This is a genomic window from Mangrovimonas futianensis (genome assembly GCF_021245805.1).
GTDB classification, from domain to species: Bacteria; Bacteroidota; Bacteroidia; order Flavobacteriales; family Flavobacteriaceae; genus Mangrovimonas; species Mangrovimonas futianensis.
In genome coordinates, this window is sequence record NZ_JAJJNF010000005.1 from 21,290 (window position 1) to 41,289 (window position 20,000).

A 20,000-nucleotide genomic window follows, 5' to 3' on the forward strand; every position below is an offset into this window, starting at 1 on the left:
GAGCGTTTATAAAATTAAGATACGAGCGTCACAAGTTGTGGCGCTTTTTTATTTTCGGTAAGTTAATTCGTTATACCTTTGCCACATGATACACTTAGGAGAATTCAATACCCTCACTATATTAAGGGATACAGAGCCAGGATTGTTTTTAGGAGACCAAGAAGATAATGAAGTTCTTTTGCCTAACCGATATGTTCCTCAATCATTTGAAATAGGTGATGAAATAGAGGTGTTTGTTTATTTAGATAACGAAGAGAGAATTGTTGCTACCACCGATAAACCATATATCATTAAAAATCAATTTGGTCTTTTACGTTGTAATCAAGTGAATCAATACGGGGCCTTTTTAGATTGGGGTTTGGTCAAGGAATTGTTCTGTCCTTTTAAGGAACAAGTATTTAAAATGACAGCAGGTCATTATTATTTTGTTCATTGTTATCTCGATGAAAAGACCGATCGCTTGGTAGCTTCAAGCAAAACCAATAAGTTTCTGGACAATACCCAACTAACAGTTGAAAAGTTTCAGGAAGTAGATTTAATTGTTTCCCATCCTACAGATTTGGGAATGGTCGTGGTGGTTAACAACTTGCATTCGGGCTTAATTTATAAAGATGATTTATATGGTGATGTAGAGGTTGGTGATCGATTAAAGGGTTACGTGAAAAAGGTACGTAATGACAATAAATTGGATATTGTATTACAGCCTATAGGTTATAAAAATATTGAACCAAGTGCCCAAAAAGTTATGGATGTCTTAAATGATAACAGTGGCTTCTTACCACTTCACGATAAATCAAATCCAGAAGAAATAAAAGAATTATTGGAAATGAGTAAAAAGAGCTTCAAAAAGGCTGTCGGCTCATTGTACAAACAGCGATTGATTGAGATTAAGCCTGATGGAATTTATTTAGTCTAGGGATTTTATTAGTCAATTTAAATAGATTTAGCTGTTCTTGAACCCATTTTTCAGCAGATAATAAGGATTTAAACTGTTTTTTGTTGGGAAATGAACAGAAGTGGTTTTCAAGTTCTATAGCCTTTTCCGATTGCTTGGAGTAAGTCACTATAGCTCTTGCTACTAATCCGTTGGCGGCGTTATGTAATTTCTCAAGATCTAATAAATTGATGGAGAATGAATTTATTCTGTTGCAAATCATACCATATGGTCGGCCATCAGAAAAATGCTCCCGAATTGCGTAAATCAATTCTTGGCCATTTATGAGGTCGACATTTGCACCTTCATCCATTTCAGTAAGTAAGTAATTCTCAAAAAAATAAACAGTTCCAATACTCAATTTAAAACTGTTTTGAATATCGCTTTTTAAGGCGCTATTTTTAACGGTCATATTAGTTTAGCTAGTTAATCAAAAGGATTATAAAAGTAATATTTATCTTCCAATTTCAAATCAAACTAGTTTAATTTAACACTAAGAGAATTTTAAAAAATTATTAGTTTCTATTGAATGCCGAATCTTTGTTTTATCCCTTTAGGTAAGGCTTCTTTATGAATCAAAATGGATATGGCTTTTAACCTCATATAAGCTTCGCTAAAATACACATAACCACCATAAGTAACACGGCTTTCATCAGTTCCCCACGAATTTTTAACCTTAAAATAAGTATTTCCTTTTTGGTCTTTGGCTAAACCTGTAATATGCATTAAATGGTCATCTGTTGTGTGGAAATTCTCGAATTCTTGTTGTCGGAAATCTGGGGTAATAGCCTTTTCTGATCTAATTTCAGTAAGAATCTCCTTGTTCATGCTTTCATCTTCAGGAATTACAGCGACACCGTGTTTGGCAGAAAAGGTTTTTTCGCTTACATCACAATCTAGCTCAACTGTATAACCATTTTCTAAGGCATGAGTAATTACTTGCATCAAATCATCTAAAGGTAGATTGTAAAAGCTGCCATTTGAAAAATTGTCTGGAATATTTAGAATAAATTTCGAATTGTATGGTTGGTGAGTAAAACTTGTTAAACTGATGTAATCATCAGGGTTTATTTGCACCATTTCCATAAACGATTTTGGCGTGTAGGATGTACCTTCAAAAGTAAAGGACTCCACTTGTTTTCCTAAATAGGAGTCTAGAATACCTTCTACAACCGTTTTCCAAGTTGGAGATAAGGTGTTGGCTGGGTTTTCTATGTAGGTGTCCAATACATTTTTTAATACCTCTTCCAGTTCAATATGGTTGTATTTTGTTTGACCGTTTAAATAACCGGTGTAAACTTCTTGCGGAACCAATCCAGCATCACGAGCACTATTAATAACATCATGTGCCAAACCACCTTGGCTAAACTGAGCATTGCCTTGTCTCATTAAATAATTCCAGGCTTTCTTAGGATAGGTTTGCCTAACTGAGTACATTTCTGAGAGATCAATAAACTTACCCGTCTTCCTAATGATTTCACTTTCCAAAAAGGAGGTTGTGGAAAAGCTCCAACAGGTTCCTGTGATGCCTTGACTAACCACTTCCGTGGCATCTAGATCGATTATAGGTGTGAACTCATATTTTTGGGAATAAAGTGAAAAAGACCCCATTAAAATTAGAGTCAAGAATGTATAAATTTTCATGCTTAGGGAGCTATATTGGTAAAAACATTTATTTTTGGCTAAAATAAAAAAAATGAGTGTAGCAGACTGGAAAATAGCCAAAGAATACGAAGACATCACTTATAAAAAATGTGGTGGTGTAGCAAGAATTGCCTTTAACAGACCAGATGTCAGGAATGCCTTTAGACCCAAGACAACAAGTGAGCTTTATGACGCTTTTTATGATGCTAATGAAGATACCAATATTGGTGTTGTTTTACTGTCGGCAGAAGGACCATCCTCTAAAGATGGCATCTGGAGTTTTTGTAGTGGAGGTGATCAAAAAGCGAGAGGTCATCAAGGTTATGTTGGAGAAGATGGTTACCATCGTTTAAATATATTGGAGGTTCAGCGTCTTATACGTTTCATGCCAAAAGTGGTGATTGCTGTTGTACCAGGATGGGCTGTTGGAGGTGGACATAGTTTGCATGTCGTTTGTGATTTAACCTTGGCTAGTAAAGAACATGCTATTTTTAAGCAAACCGATGCTGATGTTACTAGTTTTGATGGGGGGTATGGTTCGGCATATTTGGCGAAAATGGTCGGACAAAAAAAGGCACGGGAAATTTTCTTTTTAGGAAGAAATTATTCAGCACAAGACGCCTATGAAATGGGTATGGTCAATGCAGTTATTCCACATGATGAATTAGAAGCTACCGCTTATGAATGGGCTCAGGAAATCCTAGGCAAATCACCATTGTCTATTAAAATGTTGAAATTTGCAATGAATTTAACAGATGACGGAATGGTAGGCCAACAAGTATTTGCAGGAGAAGCTACTAGATTGGCATACATGACCGACGAAGCCATTGAAGGAAGAAATGCCTTTTTGGAAAAGCGTAAACCAAATTTTGATAAAAAATACATTCCATAGGAACCCAAATCGATTGTTATGGCATCATTTAAAACCTGGGTATCTGCTCTTAGGTTAAGAACTTTACCTCTATCTGTATCAGGTATTATTGTAGCTGGCTCCTTAGCTGAGTATAATGGCCTGTTTCATTGGGGGGTATTTACAATGGCAATATTGACTACATTAAGTTTTCAAATATTGTCTAATCTGGCCAATGATTATGGTGACGGCGTGAAGGGAACTGATAATTTGGACCGAATAGGACCACAAAGAGCCATTCAAAGTGGGGAAATAACCCCTACGAGTATGTTTTTTGCTATCCGAATTAATATTTTGATCAGTATTTTTCTAGCCGTTTTTACTATTTATGTGGCTTTTGGTTCGAAGTATTTTCTTTTGGGTTTATTGTTTTTGGTTTTGGGCATGTTATCCATTTATGCTGCCTTGAAATATACCATAGGTGGTAATGCTTATGGTTATAGAGGCCTAGGTGATATTTTTGTTTTTATCTTCTTTGGATTGTTAAGTGTTATTGGTGCTTATGTGCTTTTTGCAAAACAAATAGACCACGTTACTATTTTACCAGCATTCACTATAGGTTTTTTAAGTACTGCGGTTTTAAACCTTAACAATTTAAGGGATATAGAGTCTGATAAAAAAGCCAACAAAATTACGATGGCTGTAAAAATGGGATTTACAAGAGCAAAAAGATATCATATGTTCTTGGTTGGTGGTGCTATATGTCTCTCTTTTTTGTTTGGAATTTTATATTATAATTCCCCCTACAATTTTATTTTTTTTATTGCTTATATTCCGTTGATTATCCACATGAAGAAGGTACACAACTGTATTGAACCTGTTAAGTTAGATCAGGAACTTAAAAAGTTGGCTCTTTCAACTTTTTTATTAAGTGTTCTGTTGGCTGTAGGACATCTTTTGTAGGAAAAAGTTAAAATATTGTTTTCCAGTTTTATAAGTCGTATATTAGGGTGTTGGTAAGTCCTTTATCAACATAATGAAGTGTATAAATGACTTCATATTTTGGGGATTGAAAACTCAAACAGATTCAAGGATTTGTTTGAGTTTTTTTGTATTTTCAATGTTCAATTAAACACTTACCTAATGAAAATTACATTTTACGGTCATGCTAGTCTTGGAATAGAAGTTGGAGATGTCCACATTTTAGTAGATCCTTTTATCTCTGCCAATGAAGCGGCTGCAAACATCGATATTTCAAACCTAAAGGCTGATTACATATTATTAACCCATGCACATCAAGATCATATTCTGGATGTCGAAACCATAGCCAAACAAACCGATGCCGTTATCGTTTCAAACTTTGAAATTGCCAGTTATTATGAAAATAAAGGGTTTGAGGTTCATCCTATGAATCATGGAGGAGCTTGGGATTTTGAATTTGGTGTGGTTAAATATGTTATTGCACATCATACATCTTCATTTCCAGATGGAAGTTATGGTGGACAACCAGGAGGTTTTGTGATTGAAGGAGAACATAAAAATATTTATATTGCTGGAGATACTGCGCTGACCATGGATATGAAACTTATTCCTATGCGTACCCAATTGGATTTGGCCATTCTACCTATCGGAGATAATTTCACAATGGGAGTGGACGATGCCATAATTGCCAGTGACTTTGTACAGTGTGATAAGGTGCTTGGGTATCACTTCGATACTTTTGGATATATTAAAATAGACCACGAAGAGGCCAAAAGAAAATTTTTTGATAAAGGGAAAGATTTGATGCTGTTGGATATAGGAGAGAGTATTGAATTGTAAACAAGCGTGAAAGCCAAATAAGTAAACTGGCTGAAACATCAAAAAGTTTCACATTAACAGCTTCCAATTCATGAACCACGGAATAAAATCTTTAATAGGTCCGAAATCTCTTATCATTTGGGGAATTTTTTTCACCAGTATACAAATATGGTGTCAGGATTTAAAAATGCCTGAAACAACTGAAAACCGGAAACCTAAAATTGCTCTGGTTTTAAGTGGTGGAGGTGCTAAGGGTATTGCTCATATTCCTTTGCTTCAAGCTTTAGATTCCTTGAATATTGTACCAGATTTTGTTGTTGGTACAAGTATGGGAAGTATTGTAGGTGGCTTGTATGCCATGGGATATTCTGGTGACAGCATCTCTCAGATTGCTCACCAGGCCAATTGGCGAAAGCTGCTAGGAGGGAAAACCTTATTATCTAGTGTTGGTGTTGAGGAGAAAAGTGAGTTTGGCAGGTATCTATTCGAACTGAATTTAGTGAATGGAAAACCAAATATCAATCCAGCCATTCTCAATGATCAACTACTACGTGAATTTTTGTCTCAATTAACTTATCCGGTATACCGAATCGACTCTTTTGATGATTTGCCCATTCCTTACCGTGCTGTAGCCACAGATATTGTCAATGGAGAATTAGTTGTTTTAGATCGCGGATCACTTGCTCAAGCTATGAGAGCTAGTATGTCTATTCCAACAGTTTTTAAACCAGTAAGATATGAAAATACGCTTCTTGTCGATGGAGGTATTTTAAACAATTTCCCTACGGATATAGCAAAAAGCCTGGGTGCCGACATTATCATTGGTAGTGATGTAGGAGGCGGTATGTTAACTCGAGATAAATTAAGTGACCCGATTAAGCTTATTTTTCAAACAAGTATGCTTACTAGTAATTTAATTGTAGAAGAGAATAGGGCACTTTGTGATATTTTATTGAATCATGAAAAACACTTAACCTATTCCACAGGAGATTTTGTAAAGGCCAATGAAATTTATGTGGAGGGGAAAGAAGCTCTGATTCAAAATATGGATGCTTTGGAGCAGTTGTCCGAGATTTTAAAGAAGTATCCCAAACCTCGTCCTAACTTGCCTAAAATAGCTCCAAAATTCACTTTAGATACCATCGTCTATAAAAATATTTCTAGAGACAACCTTGATTTGGTGCGGGCTCGAATCAGAATTGAGCCAGGACAGACCTATAACGTAAATGATTTAAACTCAGGAATCAACCGATTAATGGGCACGAACCTCTTTGATGCCATTTATTTTAATCCGTTGGTTAAAAAAGACAGTTTGGGAATTGAATTGGAAGGGTTGGAGCGGTCAAGACATACCGTAAAAGGAGCTTTACATTATGATACTCACAGAGGTGTGGGTTTACTTATGAACTACACAGGAAGAAACATCATAGGTAAAGCTTCTAGAACTTTGGTAACAATAGATATTGCAGAACAACCTAGTTTAAGGTTACAACATCAAAAGATTTTTGGAGTACAAAAAAATTGGTGGTGGCGAACGGATTTGTTGGGACAGCTACTAAATGAAAGTGTTTACATCGAGGGTAGGAGAGCTGATGATGTGAATCACGATGTTGTTTTGTTTCAAAGCCAATTCAATAGAAACCTCTTTCCCTTTAAAAGTTATGTGGGTTTTGGGATAAAACATCAATATGACTATTTGCGACCCAAAACAGATCCTGATTTGGGAGATAATGTCCTAGGTCTTCGCAAATATGGGTTTCATAATTTAGAAGCTGGGGTACATTTCTTTTCTAACAGTATGGAAAGTGTGTTTTTTCCTAAAAGAGGAACCCTTATAAACGCTTTTATAAAACGTTCTTTATGGCGCCATATCAGGATTCAAGGTACAAACGCCTCTGAGACAATCAATGAAGGTTCAACCAACGGGTTTACAAAGTTTGGAGCCCATTTTGAAAAGCGCATCCATCTGGACAGGCATTTAGCATTTTTATTTTCAGGATCGGGATATTTTACTATAATCAACAAATTGGACGACAATGAAATCTCTTATGCCGATTTTGGTATATCATCGCAATATTCTCTAGGAGGTTATAATCCCAGTCCCATACCCGATAATTTTGTTTTCCCTGGGTTATATGAAACAGAGATTTTTGCCAGTCAAGTGATCATGGGGTCTGTTGGGTTACAATGGGAGCCAACCAGAAATATTTATTTTTCACCACATTTTCATTTGGCCTCCTTGGGATATGAAGGGTTTAAAGAATATTTTGAAAACTTTTCAAACCAAACAACAAGTTGGCATACCAATTTAAATTCAGGTTTACTAATTACAGGGGGGGCGACTCTATCATATGATTCCTTTTTAGGCCCAGTTCATTTGGATTTATCCTATGTTAATGGGATTAATAAATTACGTTTGTTTTTTTCGGTAGGGATCCCTTTGGGTAAGTCTAATTAATAAAGGTTCAGATACAGATGGTTTATTTGATAACATCGTTTTCAAAAATGAAACTGATAATTGATAACTATTAAAATGATTAAATTTTTTAGAAAAATCAGGCAAAATATGCTGAAGGAAAATAAATTCAGTAAATACCTAATATATGCGGTAGGAGAAATCATTTTGGTAGTTATAGGGATTTTAATAGCTCTTGCTATTAACAATAGTAATCAACATCGTGTTACGAGAAAAAAAGAACAAACTTATTTGAACGGTTTAAAAGCAGAATTCCAGATTAGTAAAATTAAATTGGGTAACCTAATTGAGGTCAATAAGAATAATTTTTATGGAGCTAAACAACTTTTGGAATTTATATCAGATAAAAATGAGAGACCAACTGAAAAGCAATTTTCAGAGTTGCTGTTTAATACATTTTCTTCCGATATTTCTTTTAATCCCAATAATTCACTTTTGAATGAAATAATAAACTCTGGAAGTTTAAAAGATATTTCAAACAAAGATTTGAGGATCCAATTGACTAATTGGATTTCTACCATAGAGGATGTTACAAAACAAGAAAATGAACTTGGAATTCAAAGAGAAAAAGTTCTCGATATTTTTAGAGAGGATGGTAATAGTTTAAGAACGATTTTTGAATTAACCGGTGTAAATGAAGAACTTGGATTAAAAGAAACCGAGCTTAACTTAAGCAATCTGGATTTATTGGATTCTCGAAAATTTGAAAATAATATTTTGATGTTTATCCTAACCGTGAAGGCCATGGAAAAGGCCCATTACGAACCTCTTATGGAAGATTTGAACTCTATTTTATTGTTGATTGACAATGAAATAAATTAAAATAGAAAACAACATTTTTTTATGAATAGCATTTAGTGGGAATATAAATTTTGGAATTTAGATGTGACCTAAAAACCATGAACAAAACCGTATTTGAAATATCCAAAATGGATTGTCCTTCAGAAGAAAATTTAATTCGAATGAAATTGGACGGGATGACTGGTTTAGTCCATTTAGAGTTTGATATTCCAAATAGAATTTTGACGGTTTTCCACCATGGGGGAATAGATTCTATTGAGAAAAGTATAGATGAACTTAACTTAGGAAGCACATTTCTTTCCACTGAAACATCAGACCAAACCGAGATTAAGGAACACACCAATCAAAAAAAGGTGCTGTGGATAGTACTAGCTATCAATTTTACTTTTTTCATTTTGGAAATGATCACAGGTCTGGTTTCAAACTCAATGGGTTTGGTGGCAGATAGTCTTGACATGTTAGCGGATAGTTTTGTTTATGGCATTAGTTTGTTTGCCGTAGGAGGGTCTTTAGTTAGAAAAAAACAAATTGCCAAACTGGCCGGATATTTTCAGATGTTTTTGGCGGTTGTTGGTTTTGTTGAAGTTTTGAGGCGTTTCTTGGGGGCAGAACATTTACCAAATTTTTCAACCATGATAGTTATATCCGTTTTAGCGCTTATTGCCAATGGTCTATGTCTTTACATTCTACAAAAATCAAAAGGCAAAGAAGAAGCCCATATGAAGGCGAGTATGATTTTTACATCTAATGATGTCATTATCAATCTCGGTGTAATTGTGGCTGGTCTTTTGGTACATTGGTTAAACTCAAACAAACCCGATTTAATTATAGGAACCATTGTATTTATTTTGGTAGTTCAGGGTGCTTGGAGAATATTAAAGCTGAGTAAGTAGTTGCAATGAAGATATATCTAGATAGAATGGCTCAATTAATAAAAGAAAGTTTAAGAAAAAAACTTTGGCTTATAGCCATCCTTTTGCTATTCAATTTTGGCTTTTCACAAACTGAAAAAGACCATAAGGACTTATCTGATTGTGCCTTAGAACTAACCAAACAGCAGGTTACTTATGACCCTAGGTATTTTTCAATTGATTATCCCAATGGCGATGTTCCAAGTGATAAAGGGGTTTGTACTGATGTGATAATTAGGGCATATAGAAAAATGGGTGTAGACTTGCAAAAAGAAGTACATGAGGATATGAAAATTCATTTTAATGAATATCCAAAACTTTGGGGATTAAAAACAACTGATAGGAACATTGATCATAGAAGGGTGCCTAATTTGATGACATTTTTTAATCGGATGGGCACGGAATTGTCAATATCTCAAAAGGGGCAAGATTACTTACCTGGAGATATTGTATGTTGGAATTTGGGAGGGGCCATAACCCATATTGGTATAGTGGTAGATAAAACATCGATCGATGGGAAGAGACCTTTGATTGTCCATAATATAGGTAATGGGCAAGTTTTGGAGGATTGCCTTTTTGATTTTAAGATTATAGGACATTACCGTTATAAAAATTAAATCCATTTTTACAATTGCATCCTTGTATATGTTTCAGTTTATAGTAAATCCTATTTCTTTTAATTATCTTTATTAGGTGATTTTTCAAAGCTCTTATTTTGAGGTAATTAAGGCTTTGTTTAAAAAGCTATGATATGACTTTAGAATTACTCATTAATTTATTGACTTCCATAGGTGTTATCATTTCGGTTATTTTTCTGGCTATTGAAATTAAAAAGAACACCCAGGCAGTCCGTTCTAATTTTTACGATTCTTTTGCTAACTCCAATCGGGAATTCCTAAATCAATTGATTATGGATAGGGATTTAGGAAAACTATTTGAAAAAGGAACGAAGTCATGGAGCAAATTGAACGAAGAAGACAAAAGAACCTCTAATTTTCTATACATCCAAATGTTTCGAATTTGGGAAAATTTGTATTATCAGAATAAGATGAAAGTTCTAGAGCCCTGGTTATGGGTGAGTAATAAAAACACAATCATTTCTTACTTCTATTTGGAAGGTATTCAAGAATGGTGGCAAATAAGAAGGCAATCATTTTCTAAAGAGTTTGTTCAGTTTTTAGAAACTTCAATTAAGCCTGAAAATGGCATTAAGGTTATTGAAGATTTATTGAAGTCAAATCTAATGGTGGAAAAACCAACAAAGAAAGTCTAAAAATAGCTTTAAATAGGTGTTCAAACAACCCAAATAAGAATGGAATCCAAAATAAGATATCAATTTTCAGAAGCCATCTGGAAACATGAGGGAACCGGAGGTTGGTATTTTGTGTCTCTACCAATAAAACTTTCAAAAGAAATACGGGAACATTTTAAATGGCAAGAGCAAGGTTGGGGAAGAATGAAAGCTAAGGTTCAACTTAAAGGACTGGAATGGCAAACTGCTATTTGGTTTGATACTAAAAGGGATACTTATTTACTTCCCATAAAGGCTGAAGTCAGAAGGAAAACAGATGTGGGAATAAATGAATGGATTGACCTGATACTTTGGATCTAATGAAAACTCATATTTTTACATTCTACATATTCATTTTCAAATAGTTGCAACCTTTTCTATTTTGTAATTAATTGAAAATCACTATATTTGGTTTGTACTCCTTATTTATAGCCATAGCTAGCTAAAATGGCCTCTAAACGAATTGATAGTTTTAAAATAACAACTTAAATAAAACTAAAATGATAAGAAATTACCGTAATGAGGAATGGAAAGAGGTTGTTTTTGACGATAAAATTCACGAAACTGAAAAATTTAAGATTTCAAATTATGGACGAGTTATCAATTGCAAGCAAGAGAAGGAGTTTATTCCCAAAGCATCCTTTGTTAACGGGTATCAAATACTACGTCTTCATTTGAAAGAGAAGAAAAGATGGACTTGTAGATATGTCCATAAATTGGTAGCAGAGCATTTTTTAAAGCGAGATGAGGGTATATATGTGATTCACCTCAATTATGACAAAACAGATAATCGCATAGCTAACTTGAGATGGGCTACCAAACGAGAAAAGGAAATACATCAATTCAGTAATCCAGAATATATTAACGCACCCAAAAGACGTACTTATTCGAAACTTACCGAAAATAAAGTCAAATTGATTAAGCGTAAAATCAATGATCCAAATCGTCGAACCCGCATGAAAATGATTGCCAAACAATTTGGCATATCAACCATGCAATTGTATCGTATTAAAACGGGAGAGAATTGGGGTTCGGTTACTGAAGATTAAAAACCGTTTGGTCAGTGGACATATTCCTTCAATCTGTTTTCTATTACCTCGTTATTTGTTAAATTAGATGCTATAACTAATTGGCTAATTTGCCCTCAATTTTAGCTCCTTACTAATTAACCAAATGACTAGCCATCAAGATCAAATAAATCAACTGCTAACCCGGCTTAATAGCCTTGTGGAAAAGCAAAGAGGTTTTTCTAAGGAAATAGATGATTTAAAGCACGCTATAGAAAAGCTGCAAAACTCGCAACCAGAGTCACTTCAAGAACCTGAAATAAAAAAGGAGGAGTTTACAGATAATGAGGTAAATGAAAAGAGTGATTCTTTAAGCTCTATTGAAGCGGAGACACCCTCAGATACTTTAAAATCCATACAACCTCGTATTCGTCCTGTTGAACCAAAAAGAGATACTGCAAAAGTTAAGTCAGATCTTGAAAAATTTATAGGCGAAAATCTTATCAATAAAATAGGAATAATCATTACCGTTATTGGTGTTTTCATTGGTGTGAAATATTCCATAGAACACGATTTGATAAGTCCGCTTACCAGGGTCATTTTAGGTTACCTTGCCGGTTTGGGACTTTTGGGCTTTGGTGTCAAACTGAAAACCAAATATGAAAACTACAGTGCTGTACTTGTTAGTGGGGCTATGGCAATTTTTTATTTTATTTCCTTTTCTGCCTATAATTTCTATCAGTTAATACCTCAAGCCTTGGCCTTTGTGCTTATGGTCATATTTACAGTTTTTACCGTGCTGGCTGCCTTAAATTATAATCGGCAAGTGATTGCTCATATTGGCCTGGTTGGTGCTTATGCGGTACCTTTTGTTTTGAGTAACGAATCTGGTAGGCCAGAAATATTATTTGGTTATATGGCCATTATCAATATTGGGATTTTGGTCATTGCATATAAAAAATACTGGAAACTACTTTACTATGTAGCTTTTGGTCTTACTTGGGCTATATATTTTACATGGTTTATCAGTGATTACAGAACTTCAGAATATTTTGGATTGGCTTTATCCTTTCTTAGTCTATTTTTCTTCATTTTTTATGCGACTTTTTTGGCTTATAAACTTCTGCAAAAGGAAAAATTTCAAAGAAGTGATATTGCTTTATTATTATTTAACTCATTTATATTTTATGGAAATGCCTATGTAATACTTTCTGGTCATGAAACAGGAAAGCAATTATTAGGACTTTTTACTTTGGGTAACGCATTGATTCACTTTTTGGTAAGTCTGGTGATTTATAGACAAAAGTTAGGGGATAAGAATTTGTTTTATTTGGTAGCAGGATTGGTTTTGGTCTTCATAACCATTGCCATTCCGGTTCAATTAGATGGAAATTGGGTGACCTTCCTTTGGATAGGGGAAGCTGCTCTTTTATTTTGGATTGGAAGAACCAAAAAGGTACCGGTTTATGAAAAGTTGTCCTATCCTTTGATGCTGTTGGCCTTTTTGAGTATCATCCATGATTGGATTGTGTTTTATAATGCCTATACACCTTCAACACCTGAGGATAGGATGATGCCTTTGCTTAACATTCAATTTTTAACATCCTTATGTTTTATTACCGGTTTTGGGTTTATTTTAAAGTTACATTTCAATCAAAAATATGATGCAGCTTGGAAGTCAAATAAGATTCTTTCAAAAATGGTTTCTTTCGGTATACCTGCAATTTTTCTATTGGGCATTTATTTTGCTTTCAGAATGGAAATTGTGAATTATTGGGGGCAACTTTTTACAGATTCATTGCTTGAAATTAAAGAAGATAACCAGCAATATCCTATGACTTATTGGAATTATGATTTACTCAAATTTGAAACTGTTTGGGTTATCAATTATTCTATGTTATTTATGTCATTGCTTGGGATTGTTAATATAAGGTGGTTTAAAAACAAATCTTTAGGTTTTGTTAATTTGGGTTTCATTGTTTTCGTGTTATTAGTGTTTTTAACCAATGGTTTGTATGCGCTAAGTGAATTACGGGAGAGTTACTTGGATCCAACTAAATTACCATATTATAAGACTAGTATCATGCATATTTTAATAAGATATTTGTCGTTTGTGTTTGTAGTACTACTTCTGATTACTATCTACAAATACCTTCAAGAATCATATCGAGAAAATAAATACAAACGAGCCTTTGATTTTTTGTTGCACACTACCATTTTATGGGTTGTAAGTAGTGAATTAATTCATTGGCTAGATATGGCTGAGTCTTCTCAATCTTATAAACTTGGTTTGAGTATTTTGTGGGGAGTTTATTCCCTTTTCCTTATAGCCTTAGGTATCTGGAAAAGAAACAAACCTCTTCGTATTGGTGCCATAGTTTTATTTGGACTGACGCTAATAAAACTCTTTTTCTATGATATTTCCCACTTAGATACCATAGCAAAAACCATTGTATTTGTCTCATTAGGCGTATTGCTGCTGATTATATCATTTTTATACAACAAATTCACACATAAAATTTCAGATGAAACGCCTCAATAAACAATTGTGTCTAATATTTCTTTTCACTACTTGCTTTAAGTTTTTTGGCCAAATGGGTCAATATGACTACCAAAGGGAATTACAAGGTATATCCCAAACATGGCATAAGGTGATTCTACCAGACGATATGTTTGGTAAGATTTCACAAGATCTCTCTGATGTTCGCATTTTTGGATTGACGAAAGAGAATGATACCATACAAGCTCCTTTTCTTTTGGAGGATACGTCTGATCAGTTTAATGCAAATGAAATTCAATTTAAATTACTTAATACGTCATTAAATAGTACAGGGTATTATTTCACTTTTGAAATTCCCTCCGAAGAGGTTATGAACCAAATGATCTTGGATTTTGAAAATGAGAATTTTGATTGGCATCTTACTTTACAAGGAAGTCAGGACCAGCAAGAATGGTTTACCGTCATGGAGGATTATAGAGTATTGTCTATTAATAATGACCAAACCAACTTCAAATTTACAACATTAAATTTCCCAGATTCAAAGTACAGATTTTTTCGAGTGCATATTCAGACAGACCAAAAGCCAGATCTAAAATCGGCCAGGCTTATAAAAAATGTGAAAATTACGGGAACCTTAAAAACCTATGCCATTAAAAAAATGGAGGTTGAGCAAGACAAAATTAATAAACAGACGCTTTTGGATGTGGAACTACTTATGCCCGTTCGTATGAGTAGTATTAAAATTAATGTGAAGGATACCTTTGATTTTTATAGGCCTCTAAAAATCGAATTTTTGGCGGATAGTATTCAAACTCAAAACGGCTGGAAGAATCAATATAATATACTTACAAGAGGGACTTTGGCTTCTGTAAAGGACAATACGTTTCCCTTTGAAAGTACAACGGTTAAAAAATTTAGGGTGATTATTGACAACAACAACAATCATCCTTTAACTATAGAAGATATAGAAGTAAAAGGCTTCTTATACCAATTGAAGGCGCGTTTTGTTGAGTCTGCAAAATATTATCTCACATACGGAAATAAAAGAGCCTTAGAACCAGATTATGATATCTCGCGATTTAGTTCGCAAATACCTGATTCTTTAATCGTATTAGACCTGGGAATTGAAGAAAAGATAGAAAAAAAAGGATTGCATCATAAAGAACCACTTTTTAAAAGTAAGTTCTGGTTATGGGGAATTATGATATTAATTATATTAATTCTAGGATTCTTTTCCGTTCGAATGTTAAAGAAATAAGACTGGGATGAAAATCTTAGTGTCCCGTTCTTAATTTAACAGAATTATAAGGCTTTTAAAACTTTGAAGGGTAGGGGATTTCGTAAATTTGAAAGTGAACTTTAAAATATAAAAAATGTCATTATTAGATAATAAAGTAGCATATGTTTCTGGAGGTGGATCTGGAATAGGGAAAGCTATTGCCCTATGTTATGCTAGGGAAGGTGCAAAAGTAGCCCTTTCAGATATAAATGAAGATCATGGAAAAGCTGTAGTTGATGAAATCATTAAAAATGGAGGTGAAGCCCTGTTTATTTTGGCAGATTCTTCAAAAGCTGAAGACAACGAACGCATTGTAAAAGAAATTGTGGCGGCTTATGGCCGTTTGGATGTGGCGTGTAATAATGCTGGTATTGGGGGGCAAGTTGCCATAACAGGAGAATACGCTATAGATGCTTGGGATAAAGTAATTGCCTTGAACCTAAATGGCGTTTTTTATGCGTGTAGATACCAATTGGTGCAGATGGAAAAAAATGGTGGCGGAAGCATTGTAAACATGGCGTCCATTCACGGAACGGTAGCAGCTCCTATGAGTCCAGCATATACGGCTTCAAAACATGGAGTGGTAGGATTAACCAAAAATATAGCTGCTGAATATGGGCAGAAAAACATTCGTTGTAATGCAGTGGGGCCTGGCTATATAGCTACACCTTTACTAGATGAAAATCTAGACGAGGAGACCAAAGCTTTTATAGCAAGCAAAGCCAGTATGAACCGATTGGGGAAGGCTGAAGAAATTGCAGAATTGGTGGTGTTTTTAAATTCAGATAAGTCATCCTTTACCACTGGAGGTTATTTTATAGCCGATGGTGGTTACACTGCTGTTTAATTTCTTTAAACTTTAAACAAAAAATAAAGGTTGCTAAATTAGCAACCTTTATTTTTTATGTGGATTAATTACCTATTCCAGGTAACCCTTCGGGCTTTTTAGTTTGCCAGTGAAACGTTTCTGCTTTTTGTTCCTTAGGCCATACTTCGTCTAAATTGTTGGCGTCATAAACCTTTCCGTTTTTAACAACATATTTGAGGGTATTGGTATTTCTTAATTCCTCCAATGGGTTTTCATCCATGATATTGATATCGGCTAATTTTCCAATCTCAATGGAACCAAGATCTCTTTCAAGTCCGAGAGCTGTGGCACCAATAATCGTAGCTACTTTTAGCGCATCATGATTTTTCATGCCGCCACTAGCTACAGCCCATAGTTCCCAATGATAACCTAATCCTTGTAATTGTCCGTGGCTTCCTATACCTGCCAGTCCATCAACTTCTACCAAATCCTTTATAAATATTGCATGCTTTTTAAATACATGTTCTTCATCCATAAACCATGCTGGTCTTCTACGACTTTTTTGTGCCAATTCTTCATATGGAGTGAAATATTGAAGTTTTTGATCGCCCCAAACATTCTCTCTGGAGTAAAAGTAATTCTCTCCCCAAGGACCTCCATAGGCTACCAAAAGGGTAGGGGTTACTGCCATTTGAGATTGTGCAATTGTTTTAATCACATCCTCATAAATAGGATAGATAGGTAGGGCGTGTTCATGCCCAGGGTATCCATCTAATAATTGTGTCATGTTCAATTTAAAATCCAAGCCACCTTCGGTTGTTGGCATTAAGCCGAGTTCTTTTGCTGCCATGATGACCCATTGGCGTTGTTGGCGGTTACCTACCAAGTACATTTTGATGGTTTTTGTTTGGTAGTATTCACTGTATTGTTTCAAAACTTTCTTGGCATGATCCAAGCTTTCAATTTGGTACATCCAGTAACCTACACCTGGTCCGGTACTATAGACTCTAGGGCCAGCCAGCATACCAGCATCAACCATATCGGCATAGGTTAGAACATCGGTGGTCATGGTTTGAGGATCTCTGGTAGTGGTAACGCCATAAGCTAAATTGGCCGAATACATCCACATTTGATTTTTATGGACGCCCCAAGTAGGCCACATATGAGCGTGAGTGTCTACAAAACCTGGTGTAATTGTCTTTCCCGTCACATCAATCACTTGGGTGCCCGAAGGAATATTTAAGCTTCCTGAGGAACCAATTGCTTTGATGCGATTATTTTCAATAAGAAGGTCTCCATTTTCAATGACCTCGTCATCCTTCATGGTTATAATGCGAGCTCCCTGCAATAATAAATTCCCTTTCGGAGTATCTTTTTTGTAAAAAACCTTAATTTTTATCTCTTCCGCTTCAAAATCATCAAATTTTTCTTCCTTTTTGTCCATGATGATGTCTTTGACCGTGCTATCCAATTTCTTGGTTGCTTCCAATTTCTCTTTTTGCTGCTTTTTTAGTTCAGCTATACTATCATTGAAGCGTTTGCCCTCGGCTAGATCATATCGGAAATGACTGGATCCAAGAGACCAATGGATGGTGTTACTATCATTTGACCAGGCAGGGAATTCGCCTCCTAAAACGGTTAATTTCATCGCTGGAAATGCTGCTTTTTCTGCTTTGGCAACAGAAATGGTAGGCGTTTTTCCATAACGCGGAATGGTAATGCTAAAAATATCATTATTAATTTGTGCTAAGGCTGTTTTGCCATCTGGTGAAATGAACACTTCACTAGGCTTGGAAGATTTATCATCTTCAGCACGATTGTCATCCATTTGTGGCAAAAGACTCGGTTCATGACTATCGCTATGATGGTCGCTAAACACATCGTAGGATCCAAAAGTTTCAATTCCTTTTAATTTTAAATGGCTTTTTTCATCTGTACCGTCCCAACGAACAGAAAGCAAACCGTTCTCTGGATGACTTAAATAAATGCGGTCATCCACTTTTGTGAAATGTGGCTTTTCCCTGCCCTTAGTCTTATCAATAAACGTTATATCCCCGCCATCAGAAGAAATCCAAACCAAATCCTCATTGGCTCTTTCTGCTACAGGACCAATGACATCTTTATAGGTTTGCGCCGAACTTCTGTGAAAGGCAATTCGATTTTGTTTGTATGACCACCTAGGGAAGGTGTAAATTCCAGGTTCTTTGGTAAGTTGTATAGGTTTTCCTTTTCCATTGGCGCTGACTTTATATAAATGGCCGCCATCGTTTTTCCAGGTGGTAAATACAATTTGACTTCCATCTGGAGACCAGGAAGGATGTGCCTCAGTAAAGTCATTTTCTGTAAGTCGTTTGGGTTTTCCATCAGGAAGTTCCATGACGTATAATCTATTTAAGGCTGTAAAGGCCAATTTGGAACCATCTGGAGACGGTTTGGCATCACGTATTTGCGTTATCAAAGCTTCTTCACTATCCTCAATAGGGTAATTGAATTTTACTCGAGGACCTAAATCCAATTTTAAATCCACAGTGAAAGGGATTTCCTTGGCTGTATTGAATTCGATAGAAATGGAATGGATTTTCCCACCGTATGAAGCGATTAAATTTTTACTATCGGGTGTAAACGACATACCAGGAAGAACACCTAAAGGGGCAATGGACTCTTGTTCGTCCCGTTGAACTGGATAAGCTAACCATCGTTCTTCACCAGAACTTAAGTTTCGAAGCACTAAACCTGTTTCAGCCTCAAACCGTGTTCCGTAAACCAGCCATTTGCCATCTGGCGATAGGGTTGGAGTAAATGCAGAGCCATATCTAGAGGTAATAACAGCCATATCTGCGTCTTCCATATCATAGGTGCCTATTTGATATTGGGGCAACTGGGCATTATAATTCCAAGCTTTGTTACGTTGTGAGAAATAGAGCAATTTACCATCCGCTCCAAAAGCTTGATCAATGGCCTTTAGATCTTTTGGCTTATCAAATAACTGACTTCCAGAGCCTCCATCTTTATGGTAGACGTGAAGTTTGATATTTCGACGACCTTTACTGCCTATGAGATAATCACCATCTGGAGTCCAGACTACAGAAAAGAAATTGTGTTTTTTCTCTTCGCTAATTTGTTTGTCTTTTTTAGTTTCCAAATCTAAGATCCAAATGTTATCGCAACCACTTTTATCAGAAATAAAAGCCAGTAATTTACCATCTGGACTAAAACGTGGATGAATATCATATGCCATACCCTGAGTGATTTGAGTAGCTTTACCACCAGAAATCGGAATGGTATAAATATCTCCCATTAGGTCAAAGGCTATGGTTTTACCATCTGGGCTAACATCCACAGAAATCCAGGTTCCTTTATCTGTGCTAAAGGAAATAGTTCTTTCTGGTTCCAGAGGTAATTCTTTGGTAGCTTTTTTTAGACTGTCGGCTGGTTTTGTTTTTTGTTGGGCTTGAATTGTAAATTGAAGAAATAAAACAAGGGCAATGGAAAAGAATTTTAAAATTTTCATTTAGAGATTGATTTTAGATAGTTAAATATAAGTAATTGATTTATAAGAAAATGACTTGATACTGTAATCGGCAAGATTTTTTTTGTTTTGGTTAGACGTTCCACTTTCATATAATAGATTTAGAGCTTATTTTTATTACTTTAGTATAAATGCCAACGTTTGGCTTTTTGAGAATTATTATAGCAGGC

At 35.2% G+C, this 20,000-nt stretch carries 17 protein-coding genes; 14 read left to right on the plus strand and 3 right to left on the minus strand.

Going from position 1 to position 20,000, the window contains the following annotated elements:
- Positions 1-85: 85 nt before the first annotated feature.
- Positions 86-916 (plus strand): CvfB family protein, encoded by an 831-nt coding sequence (locus LOK78_RS09105; RefSeq protein ID WP_053972617.1) that lies wholly within the window; start codon positions 86-88, stop codon positions 914-916.
- Here LOK78_RS09105 and LOK78_RS09110 read toward each other — a convergent pair.
- Positions 888-1,346, minus strand: coding sequence for a hypothetical protein (locus LOK78_RS09110; protein ID WP_053972618.1), 459 nt, complete (start codon positions 1,344-1,346; stop codon positions 888-890). The genes LOK78_RS09105 and LOK78_RS09110 overlap by 29 nt on opposite strands.
- A 110-nt stretch (positions 1,347-1,456) precedes the next feature.
- Positions 1,457-2,578: a C1 family peptidase gene (locus LOK78_RS09115; protein WP_232634675.1), complete on the minus strand. Its 1,122-nt coding sequence runs from the start codon at positions 2,576-2,578 to the stop codon at positions 1,457-1,459.
- A 52-nt stretch (positions 2,579-2,630) separates the two neighbouring features.
- Between LOK78_RS09115 and LOK78_RS09120 the strand changes: the two genes are divergently transcribed.
- The 13 genes from LOK78_RS09120 (at position 2,631) to LOK78_RS09180 (ending at position 16,340) form a co-directional block, all read left to right on the plus strand.
- Positions 2,631-3,470 (plus strand): 1,4-dihydroxy-2-naphthoyl-CoA synthase, encoded by an 840-nt coding sequence (locus LOK78_RS09120; RefSeq protein ID WP_053972620.1) that lies wholly within the window; start codon positions 2,631-2,633, stop codon positions 3,468-3,470.
- 18 nt (positions 3,471-3,488) lie between these two features.
- Positions 3,489-4,391 (plus strand): 1,4-dihydroxy-2-naphthoate octaprenyltransferase, encoded by a 903-nt coding sequence (menA, locus tag LOK78_RS09125; RefSeq protein WP_232634676.1) that lies wholly within the window; start codon positions 3,489-3,491, stop codon positions 4,389-4,391.
- 180 nt (positions 4,392-4,571) lie between these two features.
- Positions 4,572-5,249 (plus strand): metal-dependent hydrolase, encoded by a 678-nt coding sequence (locus LOK78_RS09130; protein WP_232634677.1) that lies wholly within the window; start codon positions 4,572-4,574, stop codon positions 5,247-5,249.
- 70 nt (positions 5,250-5,319) lie between these two features.
- Positions 5,320-7,686 carry a patatin-like phospholipase family protein gene (locus tag LOK78_RS09135; protein WP_232634678.1) on the plus strand — a complete coding sequence of 789 codons (2,367 nt, stop codon included), beginning with the start codon at positions 5,320-5,322 and terminating at the stop codon, positions 7,684-7,686.
- Between the two features lie 108 nt (positions 7,687-7,794).
- A complete protein-coding gene (locus LOK78_RS09140) occupies positions 7,795-8,526 on the plus strand; it encodes a DUF6090 family protein (protein WP_232634679.1) in 732 nt (243 codons plus the stop codon).
- A 77-nt stretch (positions 8,527-8,603) separates the two neighbouring features.
- The gene (locus LOK78_RS09145) at positions 8,604-9,398 is read left to right on the plus strand and encodes a cation efflux transmembrane domain-containing protein (RefSeq protein WP_232634680.1); all 795 of its coding nucleotides are present in this window, start codon (positions 8,604-8,606) and stop codon (positions 9,396-9,398) included.
- Between the two features lie 5 nt (positions 9,399-9,403).
- Positions 9,404-10,033: a DUF1287 domain-containing protein gene (locus LOK78_RS09150; protein WP_232634681.1), complete on the plus strand. Its 630-nt coding sequence runs from the start codon at positions 9,404-9,406 to the stop codon at positions 10,031-10,033.
- A gap of 134 nt (positions 10,034-10,167) precedes the next feature.
- A complete protein-coding gene (locus LOK78_RS09155) occupies positions 10,168-10,689 on the plus strand; it encodes a hypothetical protein (RefSeq protein ID WP_232634682.1) in 522 nt (173 codons plus the stop codon).
- Between the two features lie 39 nt (positions 10,690-10,728).
- Positions 10,729-11,028, plus strand: coding sequence for a DUF1905 domain-containing protein (locus LOK78_RS09160; protein WP_232634683.1), 300 nt, complete (start codon positions 10,729-10,731; stop codon positions 11,026-11,028).
- A gap of 179 nt (positions 11,029-11,207) precedes the next feature.
- Positions 11,208-11,756 (plus strand): HNH endonuclease, encoded by a 549-nt coding sequence (locus tag LOK78_RS09165; protein WP_232634684.1) that lies wholly within the window; start codon positions 11,208-11,210, stop codon positions 11,754-11,756.
- Positions 11,757-11,880: 124 nt separating this feature from the next.
- Positions 11,881-14,256, plus strand: a complete 2,376-nt coding sequence (locus LOK78_RS09170) for a DUF2339 domain-containing protein (protein WP_232634685.1) — start codon at positions 11,881-11,883, stop codon at positions 14,254-14,256.
- Positions 14,240-15,472: a DUF3999 family protein gene (locus tag LOK78_RS09175; protein ID WP_232634686.1), complete on the plus strand. Its 1,233-nt coding sequence runs from the start codon at positions 14,240-14,242 to the stop codon at positions 15,470-15,472. Before LOK78_RS09170 ends, LOK78_RS09175 begins: the two co-directional genes overlap by 17 nt.
- A gap of 115 nt (positions 15,473-15,587) precedes the next feature.
- Positions 15,588-16,340, plus strand: a complete 753-nt coding sequence (locus LOK78_RS09180) for an SDR family NAD(P)-dependent oxidoreductase (protein WP_232634687.1) — start codon at positions 15,588-15,590, stop codon at positions 16,338-16,340.
- Positions 16,341-16,404: 64 nt separating this feature from the next.
- Here the strand turns inward: LOK78_RS09180 and LOK78_RS09185 are convergent, their stop codons facing one another.
- Positions 16,405-19,812: an amidohydrolase family protein gene (locus LOK78_RS09185; RefSeq protein WP_232634688.1), complete on the minus strand. Its 3,408-nt coding sequence runs from the start codon at positions 19,810-19,812 to the stop codon at positions 16,405-16,407.
- Between the last annotated feature and the right edge of the window lie 188 nt (positions 19,813-20,000).